The organism is Pseudomonas sp. LSJ-87 (genome assembly GCF_032971465.1).
Classification (GTDB): Bacteria; Pseudomonadota; Gammaproteobacteria; order Pseudomonadales; family Pseudomonadaceae; genus Aquipseudomonas; species Aquipseudomonas putida_Z.
In genome coordinates, this window is the sequence record NZ_JAWJYQ010000007.1 from 69090 (window position 1) to 85372 (window position 16283).

14 protein-coding genes and 2 pseudogenes are annotated in these 16283 nt (G+C 54.3%); 8 read left to right on the plus strand and 8 right to left on the minus strand.

Features of this window, described 5'->3' with window-relative positions:
* Window positions 1–27 precede the first annotated feature (27 nt).
* The 3 genes from RYH74_RS07945 to RYH74_RS07955 all read left to right on the plus strand — a co-directional run bounded on the left by RYH74_RS07945 (window position 28) and on the right by RYH74_RS07955 (window position 3336).
* Window positions 28–408: a RidA family protein gene (locus RYH74_RS07945; protein WP_170029840.1), complete on the plus strand. Its 381-nt coding sequence runs from the start codon at window positions 28–30 to the stop codon at window positions 406–408.
* 152 nt (window positions 409–560) lie between these two features.
* On the plus strand, window positions 561–2114 hold the full coding sequence (locus RYH74_RS07950) for an amino acid permease (protein ID WP_170029841.1): 1554 nt from the start codon (window positions 561–563) through the stop codon (window positions 2112–2114).
* A 16-nt stretch (window positions 2115–2130) separates the two neighbouring features.
* The gene (locus RYH74_RS07955; protein WP_170029842.1) at window positions 2131–3336 is read left to right on the plus strand and encodes a trans-sulfuration enzyme family protein; all 1206 of its coding nucleotides are present in this window, start codon (window positions 2131–2133) and stop codon (window positions 3334–3336) included.
* Between the two features lie 101 nt (window positions 3337–3437).
* Here the strand turns inward: RYH74_RS07955 and RYH74_RS07960 are convergent, their stop codons facing one another.
* The gene (locus tag RYH74_RS07960; protein ID WP_170029843.1) at window positions 3438–4040 is read right to left on the minus strand and encodes a helix-turn-helix domain-containing protein; all 603 of its coding nucleotides are present in this window, start codon (window positions 4038–4040) and stop codon (window positions 3438–3440) included.
* A 45-nt stretch (window positions 4041–4085) separates the two neighbouring features.
* On the opposite strand from RYH74_RS07960, the gene RYH74_RS07965 reads away from it, so the two are divergent.
* From RYH74_RS07965 to RYH74_RS07980, 4 genes and pseudogenes are all read left to right on the plus strand, one after another.
* A complete protein-coding gene (locus tag RYH74_RS07965; RefSeq protein WP_170029844.1) occupies window positions 4086–4772 on the plus strand; it encodes a B3/4 domain-containing protein in 687 nt (228 codons plus the stop codon).
* Window positions 4773–4862: 90 nt separating this feature from the next.
* Window positions 4863–5183: a DMT family transporter gene (locus RYH74_RS07970; RefSeq protein WP_170029845.1), complete on the plus strand. Its 321-nt coding sequence runs from the start codon at window positions 4863–4865 to the stop codon at window positions 5181–5183.
* A gap of 230 nt (window positions 5184–5413) precedes the next feature.
* On the plus strand, window positions 5414–6784 hold the full coding sequence (locus RYH74_RS07975; RefSeq protein WP_280044314.1) for a pyridoxal-phosphate dependent enzyme: 1371 nt from the start codon (window positions 5414–5416) through the stop codon (window positions 6782–6784).
* A 37-nt stretch (window positions 6785–6821) separates the two neighbouring features.
* Window positions 6822–7009, plus strand: a pseudogene (locus RYH74_RS07980) (Lrp/AsnC family transcriptional regulator); the annotation flags it as partial.
* Window positions 7010–7384: 375 nt separating this feature from the next.
* Here RYH74_RS07980 and RYH74_RS07985 read toward each other — a convergent pair.
* From RYH74_RS07985 to RYH74_RS07995, 3 genes are read right to left on the minus strand one after another with little or no spacing between them, the layout of a single operon-like run.
* On the minus strand, window positions 7385–8371 hold the full coding sequence (locus RYH74_RS07985; RefSeq protein ID WP_317409217.1) for an NAD(P)H-quinone oxidoreductase: 987 nt from the start codon (window positions 8369–8371) through the stop codon (window positions 7385–7387).
* The gene (locus RYH74_RS07990) at window positions 8368–8706 is read right to left on the minus strand and encodes a carboxymuconolactone decarboxylase family protein (protein WP_280044316.1); all 339 of its coding nucleotides are present in this window, start codon (window positions 8704–8706) and stop codon (window positions 8368–8370) included. Before RYH74_RS07990 ends, RYH74_RS07985 begins: the two co-directional genes overlap by 4 nt.
* 12 nt (window positions 8707–8718) lie before the next feature.
* Window positions 8719–10155 carry an NAD-dependent succinate-semialdehyde dehydrogenase gene (locus RYH74_RS07995; RefSeq protein WP_280044317.1) on the minus strand — a complete coding sequence of 479 codons (1437 nt, stop codon included), beginning with the start codon at window positions 10153–10155 and terminating at the stop codon, window positions 8719–8721.
* Window positions 10156–10382: 227 nt separating this feature from the next.
* On the opposite strand from RYH74_RS07995, the gene RYH74_RS08000 reads away from it, so the two are divergent.
* On the plus strand, window positions 10383–11312 hold the full coding sequence (locus tag RYH74_RS08000; protein WP_280044318.1) for a LysR family transcriptional regulator: 930 nt from the start codon (window positions 10383–10385) through the stop codon (window positions 11310–11312).
* A 213-nt stretch (window positions 11313–11525) separates the two neighbouring features.
* Here RYH74_RS08000 and RYH74_RS08005 read toward each other — a convergent pair.
* The 4 genes and pseudogenes from RYH74_RS08005 to RYH74_RS08020 all read right to left on the minus strand — a co-directional run.
* Window positions 11526–11840: pseudogene (locus RYH74_RS08005) on the minus strand (transposase); the annotation flags it as partial.
* Between the two features lie 193 nt (window positions 11841–12033).
* A complete protein-coding gene (locus RYH74_RS08010) occupies window positions 12034–13461 on the minus strand; it encodes an aspartate ammonia-lyase (protein ID WP_280044319.1) in 1428 nt (475 codons plus the stop codon).
* Window positions 13433–14407 (minus strand): LysR family transcriptional regulator, encoded by a 975-nt coding sequence (locus RYH74_RS08015; protein WP_317409218.1) that lies wholly within the window; start codon window positions 14405–14407, stop codon window positions 13433–13435. Before RYH74_RS08015 ends, RYH74_RS08010 begins: the two co-directional genes overlap by 29 nt.
* A 72-nt stretch (window positions 14408–14479) precedes the next feature.
* Window positions 14480–15841 carry an MFS transporter gene (locus RYH74_RS08020; RefSeq protein ID WP_280044321.1) on the minus strand — a complete coding sequence of 454 codons (1362 nt, stop codon included), beginning with the start codon at window positions 15839–15841 and terminating at the stop codon, window positions 14480–14482.
* Between the last annotated feature and the right edge of the window lie 442 nt (window positions 15842–16283).

The window sequence follows — 16283 nt, forward strand, 5'->3', positions numbered from 1 at the left end:
CCTTTATTTAAGATCAGGGGAGCGATAATGAGCAACCTTATTCAACGATACCCTAGCCAGGCACCACTCCCTCTTTCCAGAGCTGTGAAGGCGGGTGGTTTTCTATTCCTTTCAGGGCAGATTCCCGTTAGCGCATCCGGTGAAATCATCAAGGGTGACATCAGGGCTCAGACCAAAGCAGTCTGCCTGCGCATTGGTGAAACCTTGGCCGCTACTGGGGCCAGTTTTGACCAAGTCGTCAAAGCAACAGTATGGCTATCAGATCTGAGTCATTTTGATGGCTTGAATGAAGTCTACAAAGAATTCTTCGGCACAAATCTGCCTGCGCGCTCGACAGTCGTTTCTGAACTGGTACTGGGTGTGGATGTGGAGATAGAAGTTCAAGCTTTTATTGGCGGTTCTCACTAACTATCCGTGCGTTTATAAATTTTCTACTCGCCCCATCCTGGTCTACCTGGCTTGGAGTGTGCGAGGTGATAGTTTTTCGATGTGAATATGCTGCGTATGTAAGGTGTGTATGTCTTGCACCTTGCCGTAATACAATAACAAGGTGTTGGCGTATGAGCTTTAAAGAGAGTGTAACTGCTGGCCCAGCTACTGAGCGTGCAAGCAGGGTTAAGTATGTTGGTGCGGAGGACGTCGGTTACAAAAAGACGTTGCGAGCTCGTCAAATACAGATGATTGCGATTGGCGGGGCGGTTGGCAGCGGTTTGTTCTTGGGTGCAGGTGCTCGACTTTCTGAGGCCGGCCCGTCACTTGTTTTTGCATTTGCTGTGTGCGGTGTCTTTGCGTGGTTCATCATTCGCGCTCTCGGTGAGTTGGTTCTCCACAGGCCGTCCACCGGGTCATTTGTGTCTTATGCCCGAGAGTTCTATGGTGAAAAACTGGCTTATGCAGCGGGTTGGATGTATTGGACAAACTGGGTAACGGTTGCGATTGCTGAACTCACTGCGACCGCGCTTTACCTGAATTTCTTCAAGGCGTATGTTCCATTCCTCGGAGACGTCCCACAATGGGCCTCCGCACTGGGTGTGCTAGCGATTATTACTGGTATTAACCTGGTATCTGTAAAAATTTTTGGCGAGCTGGAATTCTGGTTTGCCTTTTTTAAAGTAGCAGCCCTGGTTACATTCCTCTGCGTGGGTGTGTACATGGTTATCTTTGGTACACCCATCGACGGCCATGTTCCTGGGTTCCAGTTGATTTCTGATCATGGGGGGTGGTTCCCTTATGGTGTGATGCCGGCTGTAATTTTGATACAGGGTGTGGTATTCGCTTACGGTAGTATTGAACTTGTTGGCACAGCCGCAGGGGAGGCCAAAGATGTTGAAAAGGTCATGCCTAAAGCCATTCGAGCAGTTGTCTTCCGTATTGTTGTTTTCTATGTTGGCACTATATTGCTGCTTTCGCTGCTTATGCCGAGCTCCTCTTATATCCCAGGAGTGAGTCCATTGGTGACCTTCTTCGGTGCCATTGGGGTGCGCGGTGCTGATGCAATCATGAACATGGTGTTGTTCACTGCTGCCATTTCATCCCTCAATGCCGGGATTTACACCACCGGACGTATTCTCCGCTCCCTTGCTGTAACAGGATCCGCGCCGCCATTCCTTGTGAAAATGAACAGCAATGGGGTGCCGTTTGCAGGGATTATGTTCACGACAATTGCTTCCCTGGTTGGCGTTGCAATGAATGCATTTCTGCCCGGTCAAGCTTTTGAAATTGCCATGTCGTTGACGGCCATTTTGATGCTTGGTGCTTGGGGAGTGATTATTCTCTGCCAGCTCAAACTCTTCAAGCTATCCCAGCAAGGCCTTATTGAGCGGCCTAAATTCAGGATGTTGTTCGCGCCTTATAGCGGTTACGCAACGCTGGCATTCTTCGTTTTGGTCTTCATTCTGATTGCTTGCGACTACCCAGTAGGTACGTACTCCGCTGCGTCTATCCCCTTCTACGCAGCGGTTCTTGTGATTGGTTGGTATGTGGTTCGAGGTCGAGTTTACGGAATCGCAAACGGAAAATTGAAGTTTGATGAAAATCAGGAGTTGGTTTTAACCACAGCTGCTGAAGCAAACGAAGAGTTGGCTGTTAAGCCCACATTAAAAGAAGCTCAATAAGCAAGAGGGTATTAAGATGCGTCCTGATAAAGAAAACTTGGCCACGTTGGGCGTTAGCAGCCAGGCAGTTCATGGTGGCAACGTTATGGACGTCACCACCGGCGCCGTGCGCACCCCGCTGGTCATGGCAAACTCTTATCGTCTTCCTGATGACCCGGAAGACATGGACTGGTCGAGCCCAGATGGGTTGGTCTACACCCGTAACGCGGGCCACAACCAAGTGTGCCTGGAGAAGAAACTAGCAGCTATTGAGGGAGGTGAGGCTGCAGCCGCATTTGCGACTGGCGTTGCTGCACTGCACTCGGTGTTTTTCACTTTTCTGAAAAGTGGAGACCACATTGTCGTCGGCGACGTGACCTACGAAGCGGTGTGGCGTCTGTTCGCAGAGCTGCTTCCTGAGCGCTATGGCATTCAAGCGACCTTCGTCAACATGGGGGATTTGGACGCAGTGCGTAAGGCAATGAAGCCTAACACCAAGCTGATCCATACTGAGTCCATCGGGAACCCGACCACTAAGGTCGCTGATATCGAAGGCTTGGCAGAAATTGCCAAAGCGCATGGTGCTCTTCTGTCGGTCGACGCAACCTTCACACCGCCGCCGTTCTTCCGCGCCTTGAGCAAAGGGGCTGATCTGGTCGTTCACTCCCTTACCAAGTACATCAATGGTCATGGTGACGCCATGGGTGGTGTTGTGATTGGCAGCAAAGAATTGATCGGGAAGATCAAGCATGACGCCTTGGTTGACCTGGGTGCTGTCATTTCTCCATTCAATGCCTGGCTGATAATGCGTGGTTCAGTAACCTTGCCCCTGCGCATCCGTCAGCATCTCGCGACGGCTGAGAAGGTGGCTGCGTTCCTGGATTCCGATGAACGCATTGCCTACGTTTACTACCCGGGCCTACCGTCCCATCCTCAGCACGAGCTGGCCCGTCGTCAGTTCGAAGGCAAAGGGTTTGGCGGTGTCATGGCGTTTGCTGTGAAAGGCAACTCTGACAAGCAGAACCGCTTTGTTGCGAAACTGAGGGTTATTACTTCAGCCGTTTCCATCGGTCACGACGAATCGCTCATCGTTCACGTGGGCCCTGAGGCCCGCGGCGGCTCTGAGCACTATCCAAAAGAGTTCCTTGAGTATGGTCACCTGCGTCTTTCGATTGGTCTCGAAGATGCTGACGACCTGATCAAGGACATTTCGGCGGCCCTAGACGAGACCTTCAGTAACTGAAATTCATTCGGGAGACCTCATGCAACCTCCCGAATCCCTGATCTTCGTAGGTAACCCTCTTTGCCTCCCTATCCGGGAGGCTTTTTTTTACTTAAGGAACCTTACTGATGAAGCTCGGCTACGGTCATGGCGAAAATGACTGTCTTTTTTCCATTGTTGATGTACCGGTGGGGGACGTCTGTTTTCGCAACTGCTGAACACCCCTGTTCAATGATGAGCGTTGTCTCGCTGATCTCCAGGGTCAACGTACCTTGTTCAACATGAAACAGCTCGAAGGTGCCTGTGGGATGGCCACTGGACTCGAAAAACTCACCAGGTTTGATTTCCCACTTCCACAGCTCAATCATGTTAGGCCCGCTTGTGCCTGCGAGTAAGCGAGCTGTGCCACCTTCGGGCCCATTCCAGAGCGTCGGAATCTCCTGCGCGTCAATTAGGCGGGCAGTGGGGGTGCTCGCCACATTCACGACGTCAGCGACGGACAACCCAAGGGCTGCGGAGATCTTGCACAGGATGCCGATACTTGGATTCGCTTTGCAGTTTTCAATCTCTACTACCATTCCCTTGCTGACGCCAGAGCGACGGGCAAGCTCATCAAGAGAGATTTTCTGCTGCTTGCGTACCTCCCTAAGCCGCTTGGCCACTGCCTCGCTGACCTGTTGGACATGGATTTCCGGGTCGGTCGATATATTGACTTTTTTGGTCATCGGTCAGTAAAATGCTCTAAATTGGTCAGTTTAGGAGATTCTCTGATGCTTTCTGTACATCCGTCAATTGACCCAAGGATTGCTGAGCTCACTCCAGGCTTTCGAGCCGTCAGCGTTGTCGTAGAAGCGGCTCCTATCGTCAATCCTGGTGTAGCCGCTGAAGCGATGGAGCGTGCGTATCAGGTTGTTGAGGCAGGCACTGCACATTGGGCTGATGCTCACCTCGCTGCTTGGGGGGACGCGTTCCGTAAGTTTGGTGTGAAGCCGCAGCGTACCCCGTGCTCTGCCGAGGCGCTCCTAAAGCGGGTCAAAAAAGATGGGAAGCTTCCAACAATTGATCCGGTTGTCGACCTTTACAATGCCATCAGCATTCAATATGCCATTCCAGTGGGTGGCGAGAATTTTGCCGCCTACGTTGGCATGCCCCGCTTGACCTTCGCTGATGGCAGTGAAGAGTTTGACACGATGAAAAGTGGCGAGCCTGCGAATGAACCACCTGATGCTGGTGAGGTCATTTGGCGCGATGATCGGGGTGTCACCTGCCGTCGTTGGAACTGGCGTCAAGGTGTCCGAACCCGTCTGGATGCCGAGGCGAAGCAGATGTGGTTTATTCTCGAAAGTTTGCCTGAAATGCCAATTGAGGCACTGAATGCAGCAGCAGATGATCTTATCACCGGCTTGTCGAAAATGATGCCGGGCGCTGTAATTACTAGTGAGCTCATCGAAGCTTGAGTTAGCTTCAGAGTTCTGTTGCCCAGGGGACGACCCCTTGAATTTGGGTTAATCTTGCCGGGACGACCCGGCTTCTTAATGGAGCCGTCGATGGCTTGGGTTAGTTTGATAATTGCAGGGATTCTCGAGGTTGTTTGGGCCTTTTCGATGAAGCAATCAGAAGGCTTCACAAGGATCGGAGCTTCAGTTGTAACTATCATTACAGTTGTTGCAAGCTTTGTTTTGCTTTCCTATTCGATGAAGAGTTTGCCATTAGGTACGGCCTATACTATCTGGACAGGGATAGGCGCTGTTGGCGCGTTTGCGGTAGGTATTGCATTTCTTGGCGAGCCGGCAGGCTCGCTCAGGATTCTAGCTGCCATTATGATTATAGGTGGTTTGTTGCTTATGAAGTTTTCGTCGGCAGCATGATCTTGATTAATTACAAAAGGCCGCCATTGAGCGGCCTTTTGTGCATTCCCAAACGAGCATGCTTTTCGATTTGCATGGTTCGCGAGCAAAATGTGGTTGTTGGTGTTTTGCCATGTAATGCGATTTGTTCTATTCAGCTGCGAATTCTTCATGCATAAGGTGGTATTAGGGCTGCTTGAGAAATTCTCTTGCAACACAGAATGGTCGCTTGATTATTATTTGGAGTAAATATGGACTACGTAAGCACTCGTGGTTCTGCTGAGCCTGCCAATTTTCGTAGCGTTGTTCTCTCAGGCATGGCATCTGATGGAGGGCTCTACGTGCCGGAGAGCCTCCCACACTTCGATAGTGAAGCCATTGCCAGTTGGTCATGGCTTCCCTTTGATGAGCTCGCGTTTCGTGTAATTTCCCCATTTGTTGGCGGTGAAATTGAAAGCTCTGCCTTGAGGTCGATATTGAAAGACTGCTACCAATGCTTTGACCACCGAGCGGTAGCTCCTCTTCAACAGATTGGCCCAAATGAATGGGTTCTGCAGCTGCACCATGGGCCCACGCAGGCTTCCAAGGATTTTGCAGCCCAACTCCAATCTCGGCTTGTTACATATTTTCTGACCCCACCCAGGCAAGCAGTCGTTATTGGGGCGACCAATGGTGATACAGGGCTTGCAGCTGTCGAAGCCTTCAAAGATGTGCCCAATGTAAAGGTGTTGGCCCTATATCCCCAGGACGGTGTGCCTGCCGATCGGTTGGCCGGTTTGATGGGATCCAGCTCAGATCATGTTCGGTTGATCGAGGTTAGCGGTAGCTTCGATGATTGCCAGACACTGGTTTCCAAAGTGCTCAGAGCCTGGCCGGTGAAAGATGTCCTTCCAATCAGTTTCAACTCTACGAATTGGGTGGGCGTCTTGGCTCAGATCGTCTTCTTTTTCCACAGTGCTTTGCAGCTTGGTGGAGGCGTGCGACCTGTTGGTTTCAGCATACCGGGTGCGAGCTTCGCCGAGATCTATGCTTGCTTCATTGCCCAAAAAATGGGGCTGGCAATCAATCAGGTCATTGTGTCGACTAACACCAATGACTCCCTGCATCGCTTCATCAATCAGAACAGCTACTCTACCCGAGAGGTCAGCCATTCGCTGTCCCCCTCAATGGACTTTTCACTCTTTTCAAACCTCGAGCGCTTTATCTGGGAACTCTATGATCATGACGGCAGTACCGTGCAGCGCCTAATGGCTGCTTTCGAGGACTCCGGTAAACTGAGCATTGGGAACAAGCAGTGGCTGCAGGCGCGTATGTTGTTTGACTCGCATGCTGTTGCTGATGAGCAAGTCAAAGCGGAGATGGTTACCTTGTACAAAGAGGCGGGAACAGCTGTCGATCCGCAGAGTGCAACGGGCGCCCTCGCAGCACGGCTGCATCGTCGGAGCATTGCGAGCCCAATGGTCACCCTGGCGCAGCTTGCTCCCAGCAAGTCTTCGCAGCTTTTGGCGGAGCTGGGCATGTGGAAAGGTGAAGTGACTGCGACGGCCAGTTTGTCTGTGGATCATCTTGTACTGAGCAAAGGAGATATCGATGGCCTTTCCAGCTTTATTCGGGACATGTAGGGATACTGTATGAAAAAACGTTAGCTCGACCCACAGGGTGCGGATCCTGGCTGAGCTCACCGCCAACGCCAAAATTGCCCATGCAGAGCTAGGTATCAAGGTTACCTTTCGCGCAACGCAGTCCTTCAGCGTATTGAACGTATGGAGCGCGATGGAGTTATTCACGGATACACAGTTAGGGTAGGGGATGAGCTTAAGCCTTCAGTAACCATGAGCGCCATCATCTCCAGCTAGGCGTTGATGGTATCAATGGTTGGCTTGGATTACGGTCGCGGCACCGGCTTCCAGCAACTGGGTTGTGGCTGACTCAGGCCCACCTGGTGTCTCCACAGGCAACTTTGCATCGGGTGCGGAACAAGACCACAGTAGAGTGTAGGCGAGGGGGAGGGACATCCATTAGATCAGCTCATGAGCGTGCCTCTGGCTATTGTCCGTGGAGGACAAACTGGGCGTTTGAAGCGAACAACCTAATGGACGAGTGACCGGATTCGAAGAAAAAGTGCGGGCAAAAAGAAGCCCGCTGCTAGGCGGGCAAGGTCTATCACACGTAGGGGGGGCTTCACAGTCTCCCAACCCCTCGTGAATATTGAGTGAAGGAAATTAGGTGACTGACGGCATCGTCAGAATGATCTTGCCGACATTCATTGATGCCTCCATTTTCCGGTGAGCATCTGCAGCTCGCGCCAAGGGGAAGGTGCTATCAACCACGGGCTCAAGACTGCCTCCTCCCTCAAAACGATCAAGCCAGTGTTCCCGGAAGCGTCTGACCATTGCATGTTTTTCAGACTGCGTGCGCGACTTCATCACTGTGCCGATGATCTGCAAGTGACGGTATAGAAGGTCTTCCAGCTTGAGGTTCACTTCACCACTTCCACCCAAGATACCGACCTGCACCAGGCGACCACCCTTGGCGAGCGACTTTATATTCCTGGTGAAGTAGGGCTCACCTACAAAATCGATGATCACATCGACACCTTGCCCGTCCGTGTGCTGCGCGACGACCTGGGCGAAATCCTGCGCTTTGTAATCGATGGTGAATTCGGCCCCTACCCGGGACAGTTTTCCAACCTCAGCGGTTGCGAACACCTTGGCACCAGCGGCGTAAGCAAGCTGCACAGCTGCCGAACCAACGCCACCAGCGGCGGCATGGATGAGTACCGACTCACCCCGTTTCAGCTTCGCCAGGTGGATCATCGCCTCGTGAGCCGTCACAAAAACTTCCGGTATCGCCGCGGCATGCACGTAGTCGAGCTCAGCAGGAATCGGCATCGCCATGCGGTAATCGATACGCGCGATTTCAGCATAGGCGCCGCCACCTACAACACCCATCACCCGATCGCCGACCTGGTAACCTGACACCTCGCTGCCAACCTCGAGCACCTCACCCGAAATTTCCAGGCCGATGATCAGCGAGTCGCCGAAGTTGGGATGCCCATAGCCACCGGTACGATGGGTCAGATCAGCTCGGTTAACGCCGGCAGCATGCACGCGAACCAGCAGGTCGGCGGGGCGGACTTCCGGCACGGGTACTTCACTCACCTGGAGCACTTCAGGGCCGCCAAAGGTTTCAAAGGTGATCGCTTTCATCGCTTCAATGGCTCCGAGTCAACGAGAGTGGATTGGGCTACGGCAGATGCAGTGATCGCAGCAGGAAAACCTGCATAGAAGGCGAGATGAGTAATGGCTCCAGCAAGCTCCTCAGGCGTAACGCCGTTGACAACAGCGCGCCGCAGATGGGCCGGCAACTCATCGGAGTGACCGCCAGCAATCAACACGGCGATGGTGATGAGGCTCCGGTCGCGTGGTGACAAAGAGGGGTCGCCCCAAATTTGCGGGTAAAGCGTCGAGTCAATGAATTCCGAGAGTTTCGGCGTGAAAGCCCTGGCCGCCTCACGAGGGCTTGTAAAGTTGAGACCTGTCATGGGGGCGGCTCCTCAAACCTGGCTGATGAATTTGTTGGTGAGGTAGTGTTCGATACCCTCGATGCCGCCTTCCGAACCGTGACCGCTTTCCTTGATGCCGCCAAAGGGCAGCTCTGTGGCGACTATGCGGTACTGATTGACCCCAATCATGCCGGCCTCCAGACCATCGGCAACATCGATGGCCGTCCGTGCATTGTTGGTGAAGGCATAGGCCGACAGACCATAGGGCAAGCGGTTAGCCTCGGCCAATCCATCAGCCAGGCCATCGAATGGCATTACGATAGCGATGGGGCCGAACGGCTCTTCATGCATGATTCGAGCGTCCATCGGCACGTCGGCTAACACCGTTGGAGCGAAGAAGAAGCCCGGGCCAGGCAACGCCTCACCGCCGGCCAACACCTGAGCCCCCTTGGCCACGGCATCAGCCACCAGTTCCTCCATCTTGTTCAGTTGTCGCAGGTTGGCGAGTGGCCCGACCTGCGTATGAGGGTGCATACCGTTGCCGACCCGCAGTGCTTTGGTAGCAGCCACGAACTGGTCGACGAATTGCGGGTAAACACCCCGCTGAATCAGGAAACGTGTTGAAGAAATGCAGACCTGGCCGGTACCGCGGAAGCGGTTGGCGACGCCCTCCACAGCGGCGCGCTCCACGTCGGCATCATCGAACACCAGCACCGGGCCATGACCACCCAGCTCGAGCGTGATTGGCTTTACGCCTTCGGCTGCGCGACTCGACAACAGACGGCCAATGGGCACAGAGCCGGTGAAGGTCACTTTGCGAATGATCGGCGAGGCGATCAGTTGGCTGGAGACCTCATCAGGCACACCAAACACGACCTGCAACACACCTTTGGGCAATCCGGCGTCATCCAAGGCACGAGCAAGGGCGAGGGCAGTGGAGGGGCTTTCCTCACCAGGCTTGAGAATGACGCTGCAGCCGGCCGCCAGCGCTGCAGACAATTTGCGTGCTGGCGTGATTGCCGGGAAATTCCAAGGAGTGAACGCGGCAACGGGGCCTATTGGCTGGCGCTTGACCAGTTGCAGCACACCGGGGCGGTTGGCCGGCACCACACGACCATCGATGCGCCGGGCGCTTTCGGCGAACCACTCGAAATATTCCGCCGCCCGGGTAACCTCGTCCATGGCCTCGCCAATCGGCTTGCCTTCTTCCAGCGTCATCTGCGCGGCGATGTGTGCCGCACGATCCAGGATCAGGTCGGCAGCGCGTTTGAGAACCCGGGCACGCTCAGCTGGAACCGTGTTGCGCCATTGTTCAAACGCGAGCTTTGCCGTCTCGAGGGCCAGGTCAAGCTCGTCAGCAGTAGCCAGCGGCACCTGACCAATGATTTCTTCAGTTGCGGGGTTTCTGACGGTCGCAGTTTTACGGCCGTCTGCGTCGATCCATTTGCCGCCGATGAAAAGGTAGAGCGAGTCATAGGGTGTGTTCATGGCTGTGACCTTCATAGGGTTCTCTGGTTGGCCTGCACTGGAAGCTACGCAGGGCTTGGAAGACGGTGGCTGGCGCCGGCCCGTGGAATCGAGTCTATGGAGGTCGCCGGGATGGATTTAGCCCAGCTGAAGGGAATGATTGTTGGGCAGAACGGTAAAATCGCTTTCAAAAGCGCACCGCTTTGCACACAGTGAAGGTGAATGAGCCGGCACAAGGGAAGAGGGCGATGGACAAGTTTTCTAATATGTCGGTGTTCGTGAAGGTCGTTGAGATGGGTAGCTTCACGGCAGTGGCCAATCACCTCGATTCCACGGTTGGGAATGTGTCGAGGGCGGTGTCGGCGCTCGAGCAGATGCTCGATACGCGCCTGCTGCAGCGTTCCACTCGGCGCTTGTCAGTCACCGATGCGGGCAGACGATTCTATGAGCGCTGTACCATCATCCTGGCCGATCTGGAAAACGCTGAAGCAGAAGCAAGCAACGCATTGCTCCAACCACGAGGCACTCTCCGCGTCCATTGTGTGCCTGGGCTTGCTCGACACCTTGTTACTGAGGCCGTATTGGAGTACCGCAGGGCGTTTGGTGACGTAACGGTCGACTTGATGCTCTCGCAGCGCATGCCGAATCTGCTGGAAGACCAGTTGGACGTATCGATTCAGATCGCCAGGGTGCTGCCAGACTCAAGCTATGTCAGCCAAAAAATAGGAGTCAGCCACTGCGTGTTGGTGGCATCGCCCGATTACCTAGCGAACCATGGAGCACCCGAGACACCTGCAGGTCTCGTTGATCATCAATGTCTCTTGCTGGGTACCGTGGATTACGCGAGAGATGAGTGGCAGCTCAAGAGTCGAATGGGCGATGCAACGTTCATCCCCAGCGGGCCAGGCTTCAGTGTGAATGACATGGAGGCCATGTCTGTGGCGGTCGGAAGTGGTGCGGGTATCGGCTTACTCGCTGGCTTCGCAGCCATCGACGATTTACGTTCCGGGAAACTGGTACGTGTGCTACCTGATTATTTCACTGAGGAACGGAATGTGTACGCGGTGTACTCGTCGCGGCAGTTCATCGATGCCAAGATCACCCGGTTCATTGAGGCCTTGAAGGACAAGGTCGGGAGCCGGCTGGCGGTGATTGCCGAGGAGCTCATCAAGATTTGACGTTGGGGGGCGCTGCCACTTAGATTAGGTGAAACGATAGGTGCAGATTGGGATCAGGCCTCGCCTAAGTTTCTCCCGTGTCGCAGCGGTTTTCGAAGTCACCTCGTTTTTCAAGCCTTACGAAGGCACAAAAACCTCGTCCCCTTAGATCATTGGCTGACTCAGGGGCTTCGACACAAGCTCAGTGACGAGTATGCCAAACAAGGCGGAGAGACTCTCCTGGATCACCGCTGCCATGGCCTTCTCGGCGGTACGTCGCGGTTCAAGAAAGCCAGGAAAGTAGCTGCCTTGGCGTAGCTTCGGAATCTTCAGGTCAACGTCGCCGGCTCGGGTTTGCCAGAGACGATCACTGTAGCCGTTACGGCTGTTCGCTCGGTCTGGGCTTTTGACATCGAAGCCCGCGCCGCACAGGCCTTCGACATCAACCTCCATCATGTGCAGGGCAATGAACTGGTTCATTTGCTTGAGCAGATCAGCATCTGTCCCTTTCTCAACCAACTCGGTCAATGCGATAGTGGGCTTGGTCATCGTGGTTTCTCTGGTGAATGTTAAGTCCGCAAACTCAACGTTAACCAAGAACCACGATGACCATCCTCTTTCGCCCGCAGCGCGCCTTCGGCTGGTTCAGTTACACCACTTCCCGGGATACGATCCGAAATATCCGTATCCAAGCACTGCGTTCAAAATAGAACCGTCCTCAGGCCATCTTTCAAGGGCCAACTCAGTTCTCGAAAACTGGGTACGACGCTTTATCGATCGCGGCCATCGCATCTTCGCGCGACAGAATTCCAGACTCGTCCAGGATGGTAAGCAAGGAGCGGCCTTCAGCAACGGATTGACGGGCCAGCTTGCTGACCTGCGCATAGCCAAGCGTCGGAACCAGTGCGGTAGCGACAGCCATGGATTCGGTGAGGTGCTGCTTGTTGCGCGCCTTATCAGCAGTGATGCCCTTCACGCACTTTTCGCGGAAACGCTGGATGCCTTCCTTGAGCAGAGTGATGCTGTCAAAGACGCGGGAGGCTACCACAGGCTCGAAGTGGTTAATTTCAAGCTCGCCGTACTGAACAGCTTGTGCGACTGCCGTATCGTTACCGATCACGGCGAAGCTCAGTTGGATCATCGACATTGGGAGAACAGGGTTAACCTTACCTGGCATGATCGAAGAGCCTGCCTGGGCTTCAGGCAGCTTTAGCTCACCCAAGCCGGCGACTGGGCCAGAGGACAGCTTGGTCAGGTCAACGGCAATTTTTGCCAAGGATGCCGAGCAGGTACGTAGCTCGCCAGAAATCCGGGAGAACACATCCATGTTCTGCATAGCATCGAACGGATTAGAGGGCGCCAGATACTCGACGCCGGTGATCATCTTCAGGTGCTTGAATGCATGGGCGCGGTAAGCTGGCGGTGCGCCAAAACCGGTGCCGATCGCGGTACCGCCCAGAGGCAGTGTGAGAAGCTTTTCACGCACCGCAGCCAGTTCTGCCGCCAGTCGGTGAGCGAGGGAGGCGTAGCCGGAGAAGAGTTGGCCCAGACGCATCGGCTGGGCATCCTGCAGGCAGGTGCGGCCTAGGTGCAAAATGTCAGCGAATTCATGGGCCTTTTGGTCGAATTGGCGAGCCAGTTCTTCAACCTCTCTGATCAGCGGGCCCATCATCGCGTACGTAGCAACTTTCATCGCTGTTGGATAAACGTCATTGGTGGACTGCGAGATATTGACATGGTCGTTGGGGTGAACAACCTCGTAGCTGCCAGCAGCGCTACCCAGTACCTGTTGAGCACGGTTAGCGATGACTTCGTTGAAATTCATGTTTGTGGAAGTGCCGCCCGAGCCCTCGAGCAAATCGACAATCAGAGAGTCGTCGCACACGCCGCTTTGGACGTCTCGGCACGCCTGGACGATCGCATCACATACTTTCTTGTCCAGCACACCGCAATCGAGGTTGGCCAGGGCGGCAGCCCGTTTGCACTGGGCGAACGCGTTACGGAATTCAGGGTAATGGGCAACCGACAGAGGCGATACGCTGAGGTTTTCGAAGCCCCTCACGGTGTTGACACCGTACAGTTTGCCTGCAGGAATTTGAACTTCCCCGACGTAATCCTGTTCGGTTCTGGCGGTGTTGTTCTCAAAAGTACTCAACTGAAGTTTCTCCATCTAAATAGACTAGGGTATTGACGCCATTGCCCATGGCTTTCAGCCTGGGCAAGAAGGTATCGAGCACAACTTCACGTGCGGCTTTGCAGGCATCTTCGAAGAAAACGCTGTATTCGTCTCGCCGAGCTATCAGATACAACGAACGCTCGAGATCAAGAACGGGGTTAATATGGACATCCACCTTGTCCGCCCACGCAGCTGCTTGCATGAAGCACAACGGGCTGGTTACTGCCCATCCAATACCGTCTGCGACCATGGAGGTCACGGCATCAGCTGTATCCAGCTCGAGTCGGTTGGGGACTCGGATATTCAAACTGCGCAGGTAGCGTTCGATTTGCAGGCCCACCTGGGAGCCCCGGTTGAACCGAACTACCGGAAGTGTGTTGGCCATGGCCCGCACATCATCGAGTGTCTTTAGTCGCGACCCTGCGCCTGGCGTGGTGATGACGAAATATTTTTCAGTCAGCAGCCGGTAGCGAATGACGTCATTCGTATCCATGAGCGGATCGCTGGTGACGATCAGATCCAAATCCCGACGCATGAGCGCTTCACCTTGCTGAGGGCTCAAACCTGTCCGGATAGACAATTGAGACACTCTCTCCAGCAGGCGCTTGGTGAGCGCGGAGCCGCACGTTGATGCGAATGAATCAACCAGACCAATCCGCACATCAGGTTTGACGCCTCGCCCTGCATCGAGCACCTGAGCTTTCAAGTGCAGAAGCTCTTCACTGAGCACCGTCCCACGGTTTCTCAGCGCGACCCCAAATGATGTCAGCGTCATTGGACGGGTAGAGCGGTCGACCAAAACCACACCCAGTTCCTCCTCAAGCTGACGAATCAATTGAGAAACGCCCGATTGAGAAATACCCATTCTCTGGGCTGCGCCCGACATGCTTCCTTCCTCAGCTACAGCCAGGAATACTTGCACGGAGTGCATATCGATCATTTTTGTCGTGGGCATTGGCGCTTACTCAGAAAGTGATGGAAAGCATGATTGTCAGTCATGCTTTCCGGCACGTCATTGCTTGACGGCGGTGCCGCCTGTAGTAGCCATGGAAGAGGACTCCGCATCCTGCGGTGACATCGATGCCAGGCGCTGGCTGCTCGTCTCCGGGGCGAACAGATGGCAGAACACACCACCAATCAGCAAAACACCTACACAAACGCCCAGAGCGGTCTGAACGCCGAGGTTCTGAACAGCGATGGGGAGCAGGAAGGTTGCGAACGCGGAACCAAAGCGGCTTGCGGCCACAGCCATGCCGATACCCGAGGCGCGCAGATGAGTAGGGAACAGCTCAGGCGGGTAGACAAACTCCAAGTTCACAGCAGCCGCCAGTACGCAGGCGAAGATGCCGAAAGCGATGATCGTTCCAATAGGCCCAAACCCGCCGTAGGCCAGAGCAGCCAGGCCGACTGCACTCAGGTAGAAGGTGCCAATCAGGAAAGCACGTCGAGAAATGCGATCGATGCACAGCAGACCCAAAATCGCTCCGAGCATCAGCAGTACGTTGTAGACCAGTCCACCGACGAACTTGTCCTGTACGTTCAGCGCTTCCAGCACGCGAGGAGAGAACGTGCCTAGTGCAAAGAAGGGGATCACTTGGCAGGTGTAGAAGACGCACCCGACCAAGGTATTCTTGCGCCACCGTTTGCTGAACAGGTCAGCCAATTTGCTACCAGAGTTCGCGGCTGGGGTCATGACCTCAGGCAGAATAACGCTCGGGCCAAATTTGTTTTTTACAATCTCCTTAGCTTCAGCGATCCGCCCTTTGGCCATGAGCCAAATAGGCGACTCAGGTACGCCCATGCGCAAAGGAAGGACGAGCAGGGCAGGGATACCGCTCAGTGCGAGCATGACCCGCCATGCATCCGGGCCAGTGTCGCGGACGGCGAAACCTAAGAGATAAGCTGCCACGTAACCACCGGCCCATGCTGCAGCTAGGATACTCAACAGGCGTCCACGATACTGCCGTGGGGCGAATTCGGTAACCAGGGACTTGCTGACGACATAGTCAAAGCCAAGGATCAGGCCGAGGAGCAAGCGCAGCACAAGGAGCTGTTCAGGGGTGTTCACAAAGAACTGTGATGCGGAAATGCCGGCGAATAGCAGCATGTCCCAAGCGAAGATGGTTCGACGACCGTATTTGTCTGCAAGAGGGCCGGCAATCAAGCTGCCTAGGAACAGACCTGCGAGCGAGGCCGCACCAAGAAGCCCCATCCACAGAGCGTTGAGTTGAAGGGGGCCGGCAGCCATGCTGACCGCGATGCCTATAATCCCGAGGACGAATCCGTCGCTAAATTGACCACCAGTACCGCTGACAACCGTCCGGATATGGAATCGGCTGAGCGGTATATCCTCGAAGGAAATGGGTTTGCTCATGAGTTGACCTCGGCTTTGTTATTGAATGTTCGTTCAGCTCTTTGGCTGGGCCGGGAACCGAGTCTATGAGAGACTTTGTCAAAATACAGCAGGTGATGAGACAGTATCAACGTAGCTAATACTATGATGCATACTGGCTGATCCTGACATCCCGGAAGACTCTAAAGTTAATTTTTCGGTGCTGTCGCAAAATAAAAAACGCTAAAAATATTCAGTCTGCTCAAATTCCTAGTCCATCGGTTTGCGTCTTTGGCAGAACGATTTAGCGCGGTAAGATAAACTCATGGCCAACCAAAACTTACCTAGGCGTATGCAGCAAACTCGGTCTCTCGCAGAGCTCAACTGAGGAAATTTGTTGGGAGGCGCGGGTACTCGAATTACTCGCCGCTCTATGCCGGTTAACGAGCCTTGACGAACGAGGTTGTCCTTCGCCAGCGAGTCG

Excerpts from the sequence above, each read along its gene's own strand:
- RYH74_RS07945 (WP_170029840.1), top strand. The coding sequence starts at position 28 with ATGAGCAACCTTATTCAACGATACCCTAGCCAGGCACCACTCCCTCTT.
- RYH74_RS07950 (WP_170029841.1), top strand. The coding sequence starts at position 561 with ATGAGCTTTAAAGAGAGTGTAACTGCTGGCCCAGCTACTGAGCGTGCA.
- RYH74_RS07955 (WP_170029842.1), top strand. The coding sequence starts at position 2,131 with ATGCGTCCTGATAAAGAAAACTTGGCCACGTTGGGCGTTAGCAGCCAG.
- RYH74_RS07960 (WP_170029843.1), bottom strand. The coding sequence starts at position 4,040 with ATGACCAAAAAAGTCAATATATCGACCGACCCGGAAATCCATGTCCAA.
- RYH74_RS07965 (WP_170029844.1), top strand. The coding sequence starts at position 4,086 with ATGCTTTCTGTACATCCGTCAATTGACCCAAGGATTGCTGAGCTCACT.
- RYH74_RS07970 (WP_170029845.1), top strand. The coding sequence starts at position 4,863 with ATGGCTTGGGTTAGTTTGATAATTGCAGGGATTCTCGAGGTTGTTTGG.
- RYH74_RS07975 (WP_280044314.1), top strand. The coding sequence starts at position 5,414 with ATGGACTACGTAAGCACTCGTGGTTCTGCTGAGCCTGCCAATTTTCGT.
- RYH74_RS07985 (WP_317409217.1), bottom strand. The coding sequence starts at position 8,371 with ATGAAAGCGATCACCTTTGAAACCTTTGGCGGCCCTGAAGTGCTCCAG.
- RYH74_RS07990 (WP_280044316.1), bottom strand. The coding sequence starts at position 8,706 with ATGACAGGTCTCAACTTTACAAGCCCTCGTGAGGCGGCCAGGGCTTTC.
- RYH74_RS07995 (WP_280044317.1), bottom strand. The coding sequence starts at position 10,155 with ATGAACACACCCTATGACTCGCTCTACCTTTTCATCGGCGGCAAATGG.
- RYH74_RS08000 (WP_280044318.1), top strand. The coding sequence starts at position 10,383 with ATGGACAAGTTTTCTAATATGTCGGTGTTCGTGAAGGTCGTTGAGATG.
- RYH74_RS08010 (WP_280044319.1), bottom strand. The coding sequence starts at position 13,461 with ATGGAGAAACTTCAGTTGAGTACTTTTGAGAACAACACCGCCAGAACC.
- RYH74_RS08015 (WP_317409218.1), bottom strand. The coding sequence starts at position 14,407 with ATGATCGATATGCACTCCGTGCAAGTATTCCTGGCTGTAGCTGAGGAA.
- RYH74_RS08020 (WP_280044321.1), bottom strand. The coding sequence starts at position 15,841 with ATGAGCAAACCCATTTCCTTCGAGGATATACCGCTCAGCCGATTCCAT.